This window comes from Pelorhabdus sp. sgz311002, assembly GCF_056134285.1.
Genome location: NZ_JBWBCL010000003.1, coordinates 110,498 through 125,548 on the forward strand (window position 1 = coordinate 110,498; position 15,051 = coordinate 125,548).

At 44.9% G+C, this 15,051-nt stretch carries 13 protein-coding genes and 3 other annotated features; all 13 genes read right to left on the bottom strand.

Features of this window, described 5'->3' with window-relative positions; translation table 11 throughout:
* Positions 1 to 40: 40 nt before the first annotated feature.
* The 13 genes from AC0NJP_RS06365 to AC0NJP_RS06425 all read right to left on the bottom strand — a co-directional run bounded on the left by AC0NJP_RS06365 (position 41) and on the right by AC0NJP_RS06425 (position 14,762).
* Positions 41 to 2,968 (bottom strand): ABC transporter substrate binding protein, encoded by a 2,928-nt coding sequence (locus tag AC0NJP_RS06365; RefSeq protein ID WP_474699209.1) that lies wholly within the window; start codon positions 2,966 to 2,968, stop codon positions 41 to 43.
* A gap of 134 nt (positions 2,969 to 3,102) precedes the next feature.
* Positions 3,103 to 3,942 (bottom strand): 3-deoxy-7-phosphoheptulonate synthase, encoded by an 840-nt coding sequence (aroF, locus tag AC0NJP_RS06370; protein WP_474037693.1) that lies wholly within the window; start codon positions 3,940 to 3,942, stop codon positions 3,103 to 3,105.
* A gap of 59 nt (positions 3,943 to 4,001) precedes the next feature.
* Positions 4,002 to 4,847 carry a prephenate dehydratase gene (gene pheA / locus AC0NJP_RS06375; protein WP_474037691.1) on the bottom strand — a complete coding sequence of 282 codons (846 nt, stop codon included), beginning with the start codon at positions 4,845 to 4,847 and terminating at the stop codon, positions 4,002 to 4,004.
* A gap of 39 nt (positions 4,848 to 4,886) precedes the next feature.
* Positions 4,887 to 5,146 (bottom strand) — a binding site (T-box leader).
* 65 nt (positions 5,147 to 5,211) lie between these two features.
* Positions 5,212 to 5,778, bottom strand: coding sequence for an anthranilate synthase component II (locus tag AC0NJP_RS06380; protein WP_474037690.1), 567 nt, complete (start codon positions 5,776 to 5,778; stop codon positions 5,212 to 5,214).
* A 3-nt stretch (positions 5,779 to 5,781) separates the two neighbouring features.
* Positions 5,782 to 7,266 (bottom strand): anthranilate synthase component I family protein, encoded by a 1,485-nt coding sequence (locus AC0NJP_RS06385; protein WP_474037689.1) that lies wholly within the window; start codon positions 7,264 to 7,266, stop codon positions 5,782 to 5,784.
* 3 nt (positions 7,267 to 7,269) lie between these two features.
* On the bottom strand, positions 7,270 to 8,061 hold the full coding sequence (gene trpA / locus AC0NJP_RS06390) for a tryptophan synthase subunit alpha (protein ID WP_474699210.1): 792 nt from the start codon (positions 8,059 to 8,061) through the stop codon (positions 7,270 to 7,272).
* Positions 8,049 to 9,242: a tryptophan synthase subunit beta gene (gene trpB, locus AC0NJP_RS06395; RefSeq protein ID WP_474037687.1), complete on the bottom strand. Its 1,194-nt coding sequence runs from the start codon at positions 9,240 to 9,242 to the stop codon at positions 8,049 to 8,051. Before trpB ends, trpA begins: the two co-directional genes overlap by 13 nt.
* Positions 9,243 to 9,297: 55 nt before the next feature.
* Positions 9,298 to 10,062 carry an indole-3-glycerol phosphate synthase TrpC gene (gene trpC, locus AC0NJP_RS06400; RefSeq protein ID WP_474037686.1) on the bottom strand — a complete coding sequence of 255 codons (765 nt, stop codon included), beginning with the start codon at positions 10,060 to 10,062 and terminating at the stop codon, positions 9,298 to 9,300.
* Positions 10,052 to 10,669, bottom strand: a complete 618-nt coding sequence (locus AC0NJP_RS06405; RefSeq protein ID WP_474037685.1) for a phosphoribosylanthranilate isomerase — start codon at positions 10,667 to 10,669, stop codon at positions 10,052 to 10,054. The genes trpC and AC0NJP_RS06405 overlap by 11 nt, the downstream gene beginning before the upstream one ends.
* Positions 10,666 to 11,706, bottom strand: coding sequence for an anthranilate phosphoribosyltransferase (trpD, locus tag AC0NJP_RS06410; protein ID WP_474037684.1), 1,041 nt, complete (start codon positions 11,704 to 11,706; stop codon positions 10,666 to 10,668). The genes AC0NJP_RS06405 and trpD overlap by 4 nt, the downstream gene beginning before the upstream one ends.
* 44 nt (positions 11,707 to 11,750) lie before the next feature.
* Positions 11,751 to 12,014: a binding site (T-box leader), on the bottom strand.
* A gap of 33 nt (positions 12,015 to 12,047) precedes the next feature.
* Positions 12,048 to 12,312: a binding site (T-box leader), on the bottom strand.
* 128 nt (positions 12,313 to 12,440) lie between these two features.
* Positions 12,441 to 13,130, bottom strand: coding sequence for a VIT1/CCC1 transporter family protein (locus AC0NJP_RS06415; protein WP_474037683.1), 690 nt, complete (start codon positions 13,128 to 13,130; stop codon positions 12,441 to 12,443).
* A gap of 57 nt (positions 13,131 to 13,187) precedes the next feature.
* Complete coding sequence (gene nirJ1, locus AC0NJP_RS06420; RefSeq protein ID WP_474037682.1) at positions 13,188 to 14,354, bottom strand: putative heme d1 biosynthesis radical SAM protein NirJ1; 1,167 nt, start codon at positions 14,352 to 14,354, stop codon at positions 13,188 to 13,190.
* A 108-nt stretch (positions 14,355 to 14,462) separates the two neighbouring features.
* Positions 14,463 to 14,762 carry a hypothetical protein gene (locus AC0NJP_RS06425; protein ID WP_474699211.1) on the bottom strand — a complete coding sequence of 100 codons (300 nt, stop codon included), beginning with the start codon at positions 14,760 to 14,762 and terminating at the stop codon, positions 14,463 to 14,465.
* Positions 14,763 to 15,051 lie beyond the last annotated feature (289 nt).

The following is a 15,051-nucleotide window of genomic DNA, read 5'->3' on the forward strand; positions in this document are numbered from 1 at the left end:
ACTCAGACCTTATTGGCGGATTTCTCTCTTTTTCATGATCCTATTGGGAACTTTTTCCCCTTGTTAAAAAAGCCTGGGCCTCCCCTACTGGCAAGGGCTTACTAAATAAGTATCCTTGCGCAGCATCACACTCATACTGCGCTAAAACAGCCAGCTGATCCTTAGTTTCCACACCTTCAGCTACCGTCTTCATGTTTAATAAGTGAGCGAGACGAATAATAATATGAGTAAACTCACGATCCTCTTGATTCTCAATAATTCCATCCACAAAGGATTTATCAATCTTAACTACATCTATTGGTAAATCCTTAAGATACTTCAACGACGAATAGCCTGTACCAAAATCATCTAAGTAAATTAAAATACCCTTTTCCTTTAATTTCTTCAATTTAGCCACATTGTCGTCGAAAGACTGCATCAAAATACTCTCTGTAATCTCAAGTCCGAGTAATTCTGGCGGAATTGAGTAAAGATCAATTGCTTCCTGAACTAAGTCCACAAAATCAGGCTGCATCAGTTGAACAGCGGAGATATTTACTGTCACAACAACTTGTTGTTCACCTTGCAGCATTAAGTCCCTTAAGAAAGAACACGCCTGCCCCAAAATTTCATAGCCTAGCGCTAAAATAAGCCCTGTTTCTTCCGCCAAAGGAATAAAGTCATTAGGCGCTACAAATCCATGCTGCGGACTGTGCCAACGAGCCAAAGCCTCAAATCGGTTAATTTTTTGGGTCTTAAGATCAAAAATTGGCTGATACCAGGCAAAAATTTCACCGCTGGCGATAGCCGCCCGTAAATCAGTTTCCAGCAACGCTTTCTTTTGAATCGCCGCTTCCATGGCATAATCAAAAAAAGCATATTGATTTTTCCCTTTATTTTTAGCCTGATACATTGCTAAATCAGCATTTTTCAGCAAAGCCTCCTGACTTTGACCATTGCTAGGATAAAATGCAATTCCTATACTAATTGTTAAATGAATTTGTTTATCGGCTACACGCAAAGGTTCTGCAAATAGGTCGGCAATCTCTTGGGCAAAATCGGCGGCAAGCTGCGGTTCTTCCATGCCTTCCATAAGCAAGACAAACTCATCACCGCCCATTCGGGCAAGAAAAGCCTCCTCCTTTTCTCGCTTTAGCACATCCGCAAAAGCAATTAGTAGTTGATCGCCAAAGGTATGACCAAATAAATCATTTACCGTTTTAAAATTATCGATATCGAGGAAAAAAAGACAGCCTCGCTTTCTCTCGGCCTGACAATGCACAAACAAAGCTGCCAATTTTTCATTTAAGGCCGAACGATTGGCTAACTCCGTCAAGTTATCATGAAACGCCATATAGTGAATGACAGCTTCATTTCTTTTTCGATCGCTTACATCCGTCAATGATCCAGCAGCCCGAACCGGCGTTCCCGCCTCATCTAGCAGGACTTTGCCACGAATCAAAAGCCATTTTGCCATAGTGCTAAAGAAAATTTCTTTTTCAAAAGAAAAGTGCGTTTTACCTAAAGCGATCAGATTCTCTAATTTGTTCAAAAGACTGTCGTGGGTTTCTTCTTGCCGCAGGACAGTAGGAAGATCGGAAACACTGTAGGCCTCTTGCCATTCGATCTCCAAAATTCTACTACCGCGCTTCGAAAGATAAATCTGACCTGTAACTAAATCCCAATCCCACAATCCGTCATTGGCGCCTGCCAACGAGAGCTTATACCGTTCTTCACTCTTTTTCAAGGCAGCCTGAACTGACTCTAGCTGCTGATAACGATAATGAAGTTCATCTTGTGATGCGTAAATTTCCTCATACAAAGCGCCTAATTCTTCATTTTTTTGCTTTAAGTCAAGTTCTGCCGCTTTCCGTTGGCGAATACTACTACTAAGAACGAGAATATACACAATAAGAAATATGAAAATAATGGCTAGCGACCATACGATTGTTTTATTTTCTTCATAAACAGCTAGGGGATTATGCAGCAAAATACTGCCTTGTGGCACTCGTCCTAAGCTCAAATTATGCCGAACAAGCTGATTATAGTCTACCATAGTCACAGTTGTTCCCACAGCTAGTGGAGAAATCGTATCAGGATCTTCTCCTTGTAAAATACGAGTAGCCAGTTTCGCTGCGGCTTCTCCCTGTAACTTACCACTCACAGTGCTCCCGCCCAAAGCCCCGTCTCCTATATTGAAGTCATAAGTCACATATAAAGGTGCGTTACTTTGCTCTGCATAAAGCCGAACGTATTTTTCCGGCGCACGAATCATTCCAGCGCCATCACTTACATAGCTCGTCACAAGAACGGCAGCATTAGCTGGCAGAGTACGCAATCGCTCAACTACTTCCGCTTCCGAGAGCGAACTAAAATCTTCCAAAATTAAATCAGGCCGTATTTTATGAGCCACTTCCGTTATAATTTGTTTCGACGCAAGACCAGTTTCGGTTTGATCAGAAAGTAACACGAGCTTCTGCAAAAAAGGATTTAACGTAAGCATTAGGTCTAGATTTCCTTGCGCGTCGATTTGTTCAAACACGCCAGTTATATTGCGTGTTTTCCCAATAATGGCCTGAGCTGATTCTGGAAAGACGCCAGAAAATACAATAGGCGCATTCGAAAAAAGCTCTTGGCGGTAACGCAAGGCAAATTTCAATGCGGCATCGTCAGTTGCAAAAACAAGGTTTACTTTTGTTCGGCTGTATTTCTCCTTAAATAGAGCATAAAGAAGCGGCAAGCGATCTTCACGCGGATTATTTTTCCAGTCCAAATATTCCATACGCACATTCGCATCCTTGTCGCCTCTTTTCAGCCCCGACAAAATACCAGCTGTCTGATCATCCGTCCAGGCAAAATCACGCGAATAGGAGTTTAAGATAAGGACCGTTGATTCCTCCGCTACTGCATCGGCAGAAACTGGCATAAAAGAACAACTAACTAATAGAAAAAGACCTAGCACAAGAATTCTGCGAAATGCTAATATCATAATTTATCCGTCCAGTCCCGGCCTGGTTTTACGAAACGATTTCATCACAGTCTAAACATGACTCTCATTTAGGCCTGATGTATTGATTTGACATTTTTGATTGTATCCCTGCCACACTTCAACATAACTTTTCTTTAACCTTGTGCAATTTGCCGATTTTGCTGTAAAAAAGCCGAAAGACCGCCCACTTCTTTCATTAGAGCGTTGTAGTTTGCCGGATTCAATGATTGCGGACCATCGCAGCGCGCTTCATCAGGGTTCGGATGAACTTCGATCATCAAACCATCGGCGCCAGCCGCAACAGATGCTAATGCCATGGATCGTACAAGCTTCCATTTTCCCGTTCCATGACTAGGATCAGCGATTACAGGCAAATGACTGAGTATTTTAACAGCACTGACCGCACTGAGATCTAAGGTATTACGCGTATACTCTTCAAAGGTACGAATGCCTCGTTCGCACAGAACGACTTGCGAATTTCCGGCGCTCACAATATATTCGGCTGCACTCAACCATTCTTCAATCGTAGCCGCCATACCGCGCTTTAAAAGAATCGGCTTCTTACTTTGTCCCAGTGCTTTGAGTAAAGCAAAATTTTGCATGTTTCTTGCACCAACTTGTAAAACGTCGGCTACTTCTGAAATCATCGCAACTGATTCAATATCCATAACTTCTGTAACAATTTTTAAGCCAGTACGCTCACGGGCCTCCGCCAAAAATTCCAGTCCCTTACTTTCCAGTCCTTGAAATGCATAAGGCGATGTACGCGGTTTAAAGGCACCGCCTCGTAAAAATTGCGCCCCGCCAGCTTTTACGATTTGCGCCGCTTCTAACAGCTGTTCGCGACTTTCAATCGCGCAGGGACCGGCCATAACTACCGGATTTTCACCACCAATGATAATATTGCCAACTTGAATCACCGTATTTTCCGACTGGTATTCGCGACTTACTAATTTATAATTTTTCGATCCCATATATATCGCTCCTTTATTTATTAAAATAGATTCGTCTTGATTGAATTCACTGCATCTTGCTAGCAAGAACTGATTTGTCTTACGCCATAAGATCCGAGAAATTTAAACCATAAGCATTTTTTTTCTACAGCCCGAAGTGCCTCGGCCAGAATTGGCTGATTGCTAGCGCCAGCTAAATCAAAAAAGAAAATATAATTTCCCAGCCCCGTTCTGGCTGGTCTTGATTCAATACGGGTCAAATTCACTTGTCGCCGCGAAAACTCTTGTAATATGTCACATAAACTCCCTGGTTTCTCGCCATTCATTTGGCAAATCACCGAAGTCTTAACTGACTCAGTAGTAAGAAGCTGGGCCGACTTTTGCCTAAGTGCAATAAACCGAGTTGAATTATTGTCACTATCTTGTACATCGGCGGCAGCAATTGCTAAGCCATAGCGCGCAGCAGCGGCGCGGCTTCCCACAGCAGCAATCTCCTCCCCGCCTTGAGCGACAATACTAGCTGCTTCAGCGGAGCTTGCTACAGCTTCAAACACGGCATCAGGGTATAATTTAAACAGTGTTTGCCGACATTGCGCTAAAGCTTGTGGATGAGATAAAATGCGTTTTACCGACTTTGTTTTATGATTTTGATGCAACAGCAAGTTATGACGAATTGGTAAAATCAGCTCGGCTATAATGGATAAATTCACCTCATGAGCTAATAGATCAAGTGTTACATTTACGGCTCCTTCCAAGGAGTTTTCAATCGGTACAACACACTCCGTAATTTCCCCGGCCGCCAAGGCCCGAATTACGCCATCAATAGTGGGGTAAGGTTTAAAGACTCCGTGCTGTTCACTATAAAGACACTTGACACTTTCCTCACTATAAGTTCCTTCCGGTCCCAAATAACCAATCACCGTCATCTTCATTTCCTCCTAAAACAAAATAAAAGCCCTCGTCCAACTAAGGACGAGAGCTTGTTCTCGCGGTACCACCTTGCTTATTCGCTATAGCAGCGAATCACTCATCAGGATGCGGGCCATAAGCCGATATCCCCCTTCCTAGGTAACGGAGAAGGTTGCCGTCGCCGCCTACAGCCTCTACAGGTTTCAGCACGAAACTCTAAGGGGAACTTCAATACAACAACCGGACCGGGTTCTCATCTTTCCCGGCTCTCTGTAGCCAAGCGGTTATATCTACTTTTCCTTATCATCGTTTTTGAAGCGTTATGATTTGATCCTTACTATAGCACATTACAAGGTTACACGCAAGCTCTTTGTCTTAGTTTTATTTTAATTTTCCCAGAAAATTTTCTAATAACTTTTTCCCCTGCGGCGTGAGCACTGATTCAGGGTGAAACTGCAAACCTTCTACATCCCACTCCTTATGCTTCAATCCCATAATTAACCCATCAGCCTCTGCCGTAATTTCAAGACAATCAGGTAAATTTTCTTTATCAACAATCAAGGAATGATAGCGCCCAGCGATAAACCCCGGTTCCATTCCAGCATAAATTCCCGTACCATTATGACTCACTTGTGAAGTCTTGCCATGAATCGGCAGCGGTGCTCGCACTACCTTCGCCCCAAAAACCTGACCAATGGCCTGATGGCCTAAACAAATACCGAGAACAGGCTTTTTACCAGCAAAATAACGGATCGCTTCTACACTAATTCCCGCATCCTCCGGTCTGCCAGGACCAGGAGAAATAATAACAGCCTCATAATCTTTTTGGCTAAGTTCGTCTAGAGTTGCCGCATCATTGCGGACGACCTCTACATTGGCGCCTAGTTCGGCAATATACTGATAGACATTGTAAGTAAAAGAATCGTAATTATCAATGAGTAGAATCATACGTCATTCCCCCATGACCTGAAAAAGTATTTTTCCCTTAGCGAGCACTTCCTGATATTCCGTTTCCGGTACAGAGTCGGCTACAATGCCAGCACCGGTCCGAATCGCCACAGCGTCGCCGTCAATAAATAGAGTCCGAATGGCAATACATGTATTCATATTGCCGCGATAATCAATATAACCAACAGCACCACCATAAAAACCTCGTACGTTTTGTTCCAGCTCAGCAATAATCTCCATAGCACGCACCTTCGGCGCTCCACTTAAAGTTCCAGCGGGAAAACAAGCGGCAAGTACATCTAGCGCTGTAAGTCCCTCTTTTATCGTACCGGACACGTGAGAAACCATATGCATAACATGCGAGAAATGTTCAACTGTCATAAGCTGATCGACTTTGACTGTGCCAGGAATACTGACGCGACCAATATCGTTGCGGCCTAAATCGACGAGCATGGCATGCTCAGCGACTTCCTTTGCGTCACAGGCCATTTCGTCAGCTAACCGCTGATTTTCTGCTTCGTCTTTTTGGCGCGGCCGCGTACCAGCAATCGGACAAGTATAAACCTTCTTATTTTCTACTTTGACTAGCATTTCCGGCGAGGCTCCGACTATTTTTTCCTGACCAAAATTAATATAAAAGAGATAAGGTGACGGATTCAGCCGCCGCAAACTGCGGTATATGGCAAAAGGCGGCTGATTCAATTTACGGCAAAAGGGCTGTGATAAGACGACTTGAAAGATATCGCCTGCTTTGATATATTCTTTCGCTTTTTCAACAAGGTCCATATAGATTTTGCCGTAATCATCATTCGCTACCGCTGGCTGCTGCCCAACGATGTTTTGAAATTCCGCCTCGCTTTCCGATTCAACCAATTTCGTATTTTGCTGCAGCTTCGCTTTAACTGCTTCAAGCTCGGTGCAAGCTTTCTGATAAACGATCGCAGAATCTTCGCCTGGCTTGATTGTTGCTAAGTAGACAAGGCGAGCCACGTGCGTTAAATGATCCATGACAACGAGAATTCGACAAAATAACAACTGAGAAAGAATCTGATTATCATCAACTTCAAGTCCGCGTACGCGTTCAAAGGTAGCTACTGATTCATAAGCAAAATAGCCTACAGCTCCCCCCATAAAGGGCGGCAGTCCGGGAAGTGATGGGACCTTGAAGTTATTTAAGTAGGATTGTAAAACCTCTTTCGGCGTGCCTGGTAGAATATATTCTTTCGGGCAAGGATCGTTCTCGACAACGTTTGTCTTTGTTTTATAGCAGGTAAAAGTTGCAAAAGGTTCCGCGCCAATAAAGGAATAGCGGCCAAAAGTCTTTCCTGTCTCTACGCTTTCTAAGATAAACCCGGCTTGATCGCCTACTAGCTTATAATAAAAAGAAATGGGCGTATCAAGATCGGCCGCCAGTTCCGTATACACAGGAATCAGCGTAAACTCCTGCGCTAGCTGGCTAAATTCATTTTCTCCCGGATAAATGTTCACAGTCTAGCACCTGCCTTCATCAAGAGCTTGTCGCACTGAAGCCACAAATGCAGCAGCAGCGTCAACCCCCTCTTGGGCTAAAAGTTTTACTACAGCACTGCCGACAATTACAGCATCAGCATGTTGTGCCGCCGCCACAGCGGCCTCAGGACTGCCAATTCCAAAGCCGATAGCAAGCGGCAGCTTCGTCTGGCTGCGTACTGATTGAATCACCTTACCAATGGCGCTATAGTCTGTTTGGCGAACGCCAGTCACACCAGTTGTAGCAATACAATAAATGAATCCTGAGGCTTGACGGCATAGACCGGGCAGTCGAGCGGCGTCTGTCGTAGGCGCTACAAAAGAAATAAGATCCATCCCGGCACTCTGACAAGGCCCTTGCAAAAGCGCCGCTTCTTCCGCTGGCACGTCAGGCGCTATAAGACCATCAATACCGGCAGCAGCGAAATCCTGCACAAATTTTTCTACCCCTCGATTTAAAATAGTATTCACGTAAGTCATAACCGCCAAAGGAACATCAGATTGCTGCCGAATTCGCTTGGCTAAATCTAGTGCATTTGCGGTAGTAGCGCCTTTCGCCAGCGCTTCGGTAGCCGCTTTTTGAATCACTGGCCCATCCGCCATAGGGTCGGAAAAAGGAAGCCCCAACTCTATCACATCGGCGCCAGCTGCCGCCATAGCTAAGACAGCTTCATAGGTAATTTCATAATCGGGATAGCCGCTATTGACATAAATAACAAGTCCTTTACGGCCCTGTTCTTTTAGTGCAGAAAAACGCTTCTCTATTCGTGACATGGTAATACCCCCTTCAATAAGCCAGCTACATGTTGAACATCTTTATCGCCCCGCCCGGAAAGGCACAGGACTACGGATTCATCGCTGTTTGTCTGTGGCATGAGTTCTTCTAAATAAGCCAATGCATGCGAGCTTTCCAAGGCCGGAATAATTCCTTCTAATTTGGCAATTCGCTGAAATGCTGCCAATGCGGCTTCATCTGTCACGGCGCGATAAGAGGCAATGTTACTATCGCGAAAAAAGGAGTGTTCCGGTCCGACGCCAGGATAATCAAGTCCAGCTGAAACCGAATAGGCCGGTATCACTTGGCCGTCTTCATCTTGCAGCAAATAACTGTAAGCACCATGAAGGACGCCGGGACGCCCCTGGGTCAAGGAAGCGGCATGTTCGCCTGTATGCAAGCCTTTGCCAGCAGCTTCCACGCCAATTTTGATAACTGCTTTATCCTGATGATAAGGATAGAACAGCCCCATAGCATTACTGCCGCCGCCGACGCAAGCTACCAAATATTTCAGCGGCGCCTTCAGCTTCTCTTGTTCTGCTTTCACTTCCTCGCCAATGGCTGATTGAAAATCTCTCACAATCATCGGATATGGATGGGGCCCTACAACCGAGCCAATAATATAGTGCGTATCCTCTACATTGGTAACCCAGTAGCGAATGGCTTCACTGGTAGCGTCTTTCAGCGTACCACTGCCGCTTGTCACCGCTTCAACACGACTGCCTAGAAGACGCATACGAAACACATTTAATGCCTGCCGCTCCATATCTTCAGCTCCCATAAACACAACACATTCCATCCCAAAGAGAGCCGCAACAGTTGCACAAGCTACGCCGTGTTGACCAGCGCCAGTTTCAGCAACAATTCGTTTCTTACCCATTCTTCTCGCTAAGAGAGCTTGCCCGATGGCATTATTAATTTTATGAGCGCCTGTATGCAAAAGATCTTCGCGCTTTAAGTAAATATGAGCCCGGCCATAATGCTTAGTTAGTTTTTCAGCGTAATAAAGGCGTGTGGGCCTACCAGCATACTCATCTAAGTAAAAAGCCAGTTCGGCCTGAAACTCAGGTTCTTCTTTCAGCGTTTCATATTTTTTTTCTAACTCGATTAAAGCTGGCATTACTGTTTCCGGTACAAACCGTCCGCCAAAGCGTCCAAAGCGTCCCTGTTTATTTGGCATTTTTCTTCCTCCTAGTATCCATTCAGTTCGAGTTCAAACTCCAACTGAAAAAGGTTTATTTTAATAAAGCGAACTGCCGCGTCTGCTCAGCAATAGATTCTGCCGTAACAAGTCCTTCGCCAACCAGAATCCCCTTGACGCCAGCGTGCTGTAATAACAAAGCATCTTCTCTGCTCCCTACGCCGCTCTCGCTAATCACAATGCGACCTTCCCGACAATGGGGCAGAAGTTTTACTGATGTTTCAATCGTTGTTTCAAAGGTCTTTAAATTACGGTTATTAAGACCAACAAGCTGAACCGGCAGAACATTGATCCGTTCTAACTCTTCTCGGCTATGGACTTCCACTAATGCATCCATGGCTAGTTCCTTAGCAATTGCGAGAAAATTTTGCAGTTCCTTATCTGTCAGGATCGCCGCAATGAGCAAAACGCAGTCAGCGCCGTGCGCTCTAGCTTCATAAATTTGGTAGGCGTCAATAATAAATTCTTTGCGTAAAATTGGTAGTGAACTCACCTGTTTCACTGCAACAAGATCAGAAAGCTTACCAAGAAAATGTTGGTCAGTATGAACTGACAAAGCACAGGCGCCATTTGTTTCATAGATTTTTGCTAACTCTGGCACCGAATAATCCTTACACAACCTTCCTTTCGCCGGCGAAGCCAGCTTACATTCGGCAATAAGCGCCCAAGGCGTCTTTACCAGAGCTTTAGCAAAAGCATGGTCACCTGTTGTAAGGACTTTTTGATAATTTTCTATAGGCATTTTAACTTTCGTCTGTTCAACCTCTTGCCGCTTTAAGGCAACAATCTTATTTAGCATAAATTCTTTCCACCTTTCTGACGGCTGTAATAAAACGGTGAATTTTACTAATATCCTTACTGCCATCTGTCTCTACACCGCCTGATACATCCACTCCATCAGGCCGAAAATTTGCAATTGCCTTACCCACATTCTGTTCGTTAAGACCGCCTGCCACAAGCACGGGAACCGAAGCGGTTTGTCTAAGTGAATAATGACTATTCCAATCAAAGACCTCACCAGTTCCACCGCGCTCTCCTGCCTTCGCCGTATCAAACAGCAGATAATCAGCGTTTTGCGGCAAAGACGCTTTCTCCTGAGCCCCAACTGCCATGACTCGAATCACAGGCACAGAAACTTGGCGGCAATATTCTTCCGGTTCGTCACCATGGAGCTGGACGAAATCTAAAGAACAAGAGCGAATGGCTGCGTCTACTACGTTAAGAGGCGCATTCACAAAAACGCCGACTTTCTTCACCGTGTGAAGCTCTTGACTAATCAAAGCTGCCTGTTCTAACGAAACCTGACGACGGCTCTTAGCAAAAACAAACCCAATCCAGTCGGCGCCATAGGCTTCCGCCGCCTTAGCAGCTTCGCTTGTTTGAATGCCGCAAATCTTAATAATCATTGCCCAACCGCCCTTGCCGCCGCTTTCGCGCTCCGGCTAAAAGCGGCTAATTCCTCGAGCTTGGTGAAAGCGGCGCCGCTATCAATGCTGTAAGCCGCCAAGACCAAGCCTTCTTTAACTGTTTCAGCCTTGCCAGCTACGACAAAGCCAGCGGCACTATTTAAGAGAACGATATCTCGGTGAGGTCCTGCTTCGCCTTGTAAAACGCGTCGTACAATCTGGGCATTGTCTTTCGCAGTGCCGCCTTTATAACTTTCAAGACCTTGACCATAAAAACCGTACTCCTCGGGATGCAATGTGTAGGAGATAACTTGCCCTGCCTTCACTTCAGCAATACAGGTAGGAGCCGACGTCGATATTTCATCCATACCATCAAAACTATGCACAACCATAGCCTGCTTCGTCCCTAAATCTAGCAGAGCTTGCGCCACTTTCTCTGTCAGTTTTTTATCGTAAACACCAATCATTTGACGCTCTACTTTAGCTGGATTCGTTAAGGGTCCGAGCAAATTGAAAACCGTTCGAAAACCGAGCTCTCGCCGGGGACCAGCCGCATATTTCATTGCTTTATGAAAAACGGGAGCATAAAGGAACCCAATCTGGAGCGAATGAATCGCTTCTTCGGTCCGCTTTGGCGCCATATCTACAGCAATGCCTAATTCCGTAAGCACATCTGCGCTGCCGCAGGAGCTCGAAATACCGCGATTGCCATGCTTTGCAACAGGTACGCCGCCGCCAGCTAGCACAAAAGCCGCGGTTGTAGAAACATTAAAAGTGCCTGTGCCGTCACCGCCAGTACCGCAGGTATCAATCATATCCGGTAAGGTACATTGAATCCCTTCAGCCTGTCGACGCATCCCGGCGGCAAATCCAGCTATTTCTTCACTTGTCTCTTCTTTTAGCCGCAGCGCTGTTAAAAATGCGCCAATTTGAGCCTCAGTGGCCTGTCCTGACATAATCACAGTCATGGCTTCATCAGCCTCTGCTTTTGATAAGTTCCGTCCAGAAACAACTTGCAGTAAGAATTTTTTTAGCATTGCTATCCTCTCCTTTTCCCAAATAAAAAAACCACTTCACCCGCTAAAGGGGCGAAATGGTTCGCTGTACCACCCTAATTCAGAAAACCTGCGAAGGTTTTCCCTCTTTCGAGTACGGGATTCCTCGTCCGATACTCTAGCCTGATAACGGCGGCATCCGTCTCTGCCTACTTGCCTAAAACGTTCGGAGAGCACTCACAGGTCCATTCAATATGCTCGTAAGGTTGGTCATCACACCTCCGGTCTCCCGGTCACCAACTCGCTGCGCTTTCGTTTACATATTTACTCGTCCTGATCACAGTTTTTCTGCTTTTTAAATATAAAAAAACCACTTCACCCGCTAAAGGGGCGAAATGGTTCGCTGTACCACCCTAATTTAGAAAGCCTGAAAAAGCTTTCCCTCTTTTCAAGTACGGGATTCCTCGTCCGATACTCTAGCCTGATAACGGCGGCGTCCGTCTCTGCCTACTTGCCTAAAACGTTCGGAGAGCACTCACAGGTCCATTCAGTATGCTCGTAAGGTTGGTCATCGCACCTCCGGTCTCCCGGTCACCAACTCGCTGCACTTTTGTTTACATACTTACTCGTCCTGATCACAGTTTTGCGTTGTTTTGTAATTGTGTTTAGTTTAACGTGATATCATTTGTTTGTCAACACTTTTATTTTTATTTATTTTTATTCAATTTTGCGCATTAAAATACACGAATTGTAATTGGGGACCGTACTAGGACGGTTCAAGAAAATAATCGGGCTAGGAAAAAAGCAGCACTAGCAGCAGCACCGCCGATTAAAGTCGTCTGCAGCGCGCTACGCCACGGCTGTTCCCCAATAAAATAACCTTTGCCATAACCGAATAAAAAGAGTGCAGCTAAAGTAACGAATACAGAAAACCCTAACGCATGAGAAGTACCGTCTACCAACATATAGGGCAAAAGCGGCACAATCCCGCCGGCTGCATAAGCACCGGCAATCGTTACAGCGCTATAGAAAGCGCGCTTGCGATCCGGCTCTTCCAGACCCAGCTCAAATTTCATCATAAAATCAACCATCGCTTGCGGATCTCGTTTTAAAGCGGCTACAACGCTGGCACATTCAGCCGGAGCTATGCCGTAAGAAGCGAAAATATCAATAATTTCTTGCTCCTCATCAGCCAAGCGATATTTCGTTTCCATTTCTTCGCGCAATCGTTCTTTTTCATAGTGCTCCGCCTCGCTACGTGCTGCTAAGAAACCGCCAAGCCCCATAGATATAGCACCTGCGGCAATTTCAGCAAGACCAGCCGTTACCACGATTCCATTAGAATCAATAGCGCCTGATAAACCAGCTGCCAAGGCAAAGGGAACAGTCAAGCCGTCAGACATGCCAATTACAATATCTCGAATCGTATCGGAAGCCGTAAAATGATGTTCTTTATGGGCATCCATCGATAGCTCTCCTCTCTATATGAAAAGACCGCGCTAAAATCAGCGCGGTCCTTCCTATCATAAAATTCCGATTTCCTCATCCGTCAAATAGCAAGCCGGATCGGACTCCCAGAAGTCCCCAGTCACAGCTTCAGCTCTCGCCCGAAAATTTCCGTTACACACAGAAAGCCACTTACACTGACCGCAACGTCCTTTCAAAAGTGGTTTTCGATCTTTCAGCCCCGCTAAAATTGGTTGCGATACATCGGTCCAAATATCGCCAAAAGCACGGTCACGCACGTTGCCAAAAGTGTGATTTTGCGTAAACTGATCCGAATGAACATTGCCTAGGGGATCGACATTGGCAAAAGCGATCCCGGAGCGATTGCCACCGTTTCGCTGCATAAGTTCCCATACTTTTGCCGCTCTTACCGGATCACTGTTTTGGAGTTTTAAGTATAAATATACAATGTCAGCGTGATTGTCCACTGTGAGAATTTCGCAGCGGTCTCCCAATTCTATCGTTTTCGCCATGATCAAATCCATAGCTGCACGCGCTTCTTCTTTCGTAATATCGTGCTGCATCATACTGGAGCCTCGCCCCGAATAGACTAAATGATAGAAACAAACACGAGGAATCTGCTCCGTTTCAATGAGTTTAAAAATATTTTCTAGGTCCTGGTAATTATAGCGATTAATTGTAAATCGTAACCCTACTTTTTGACCAGCAGTCATACAGTGGCGAATTCCAGTCAGTGCTGCTGTAAAAGCGCCGTCTTTGCCGCGAAAACTATCATTAGCCTCGCCTAAACCATCAAGGCTAATTCCCACATAGCCTACGCCAAGGCTTTTGATTTTTTGCGCCATAGCAGCGTCAATCAATGTTCCATTCGTTGAGAAGGTGACTCGAATATTATGACTTGTCGCCCGTTCTACTAAAGTAAAGACATCAGGACGAATGAGAGGCTCGCCACCTGATAATAACAGTACAGGAACCTTAAAAGCCGCACAGTCATCGATAAATTTTAAGGCCTCAGCCGTACTCAGTTCCCCTTCATACTGTTTTGCCGCTGAATCGGAATAACAGTGACGACATTTCAAATTGCAGGTACGAGTAATATTCCAGGCAATTACTGGCCCCATGCCAGCAGCTGCACCATGACGCTGGCCATGAGAGCTTTTGGCATAACGCAGAGTATCGCCGTAATTTTGCGTATCACAGAGTAAAGTACTAACACCGATCATCGTCTCACTTCTTTCCTTAATTTAATTGTGTTCATTTGGTGAAACTATTTTTAATCCCTACCATATCTGTGATCATTATACCAGATCATTACCTAATAATAAATATTGTTAGCGTTTCTTTTTCGGAACAGCCGTTAAGATAATCTGATTGTCCTTCACTGCCGTCTGGAGCTTAAAGTCTACAACGCCTTGTTTGTAAAGCGTTACTTTCAATTCTAATAAAGCTTTTCCCACTGATTCTTTAAATTCGTCCGTAAAAAAACTTTGCCAGCCTTTATCTTCCACTTTAGCGGTTTTCTTTGCAACCGTTGTTTCCTGGCGTCCGTCGAGCATATTTTCAAAAGTTGATTCTTCTTGCCAATTGGCAAACATTTCTTTATCGCTACGATTCTTTATAATTTTAGCCATATTAATCGCCCGCTTTCCTTCTAGTTACCTGTAATTGTAGCGATTTGCCGCCATAAAGTCAATGAAAGCAGCGAGTTCAGTAGTTATACTGTATTTTGTATACACTAATCTTTGTACATTGTACAAGGATGCAGTATATTTACTTTAGCCGCCTTGTATTCCCTTAAAAACTATGGTAATGTTACAGTTAGCTTTAAAACTATTCTTATTTTATGAAAAATACTGTTTACTTTACAATTGCGCTCATCTTAGCGACAACTGCTAACAGGGAAATTTTTTTGGGGGGAAT

Excerpts from the sequence above, each read along its gene's own strand:
- AC0NJP_RS06405 (WP_474037685.1), bottom strand. The coding sequence starts at position 10,669 with ATGATTATTAAGATTTGCGGCATTCAAACAAGCGAAGCTGCTAAGGCG.
- trpD (WP_474037684.1), bottom strand. The coding sequence starts at position 11,706 with ATGCTAAAAAAATTCTTACTGCAAGTTGTTTCTGGACGGAACTTATCA.
- trpC (WP_474037686.1), bottom strand. The coding sequence starts at position 10,062 with ATGCTAAATAAGATTGTTGCCTTAAAGCGGCAAGAGGTTGAACAGACG.
- aroF (WP_474037693.1), bottom strand. The coding sequence starts at position 3,942 with ATGGGATCGAAAAATTATAAATTAGTAAGTCGCGAATACCAGTCGGAA.
- AC0NJP_RS06380 (WP_474037690.1), bottom strand. The coding sequence starts at position 5,778 with ATGATTCTACTCATTGATAATTACGATTCTTTTACTTACAATGTCTAT.
- AC0NJP_RS06415 (WP_474037683.1), bottom strand. The coding sequence starts at position 13,130 with ATGGATGCCCATAAAGAACATCATTTTACGGCTTCCGATACGATTCGA.
- trpA (WP_474699210.1), bottom strand. The coding sequence starts at position 8,061 with ATGTCACGAATAGAGAAGCGTTTTTCTGCACTAAAAGAACAGGGCCGT.
- AC0NJP_RS06425 (WP_474699211.1), bottom strand. The coding sequence starts at position 14,762 with ATGGCTAAAATTATAAAGAATCGTAGCGATAAAGAAATGTTTGCCAAT.
- nirJ1 (WP_474037682.1), bottom strand. The coding sequence starts at position 14,354 with ATGATCGGTGTTAGTACTTTACTCTGTGATACGCAAAATTACGGCGAT.
- pheA (WP_474037691.1), bottom strand. The coding sequence starts at position 4,847 with ATGACGGTGATTGGTTATTTGGGACCGGAAGGAACTTATAGTGAGGAA.
- trpB (WP_474037687.1), bottom strand. The coding sequence starts at position 9,242 with ATGCCAAATAAACAGGGACGCTTTGGACGCTTTGGCGGACGGTTTGTA.
- AC0NJP_RS06365 (WP_474699209.1), bottom strand. The coding sequence starts at position 2,968 with ATGATATTAGCATTTCGCAGAATTCTTGTGCTAGGTCTTTTTCTATTA.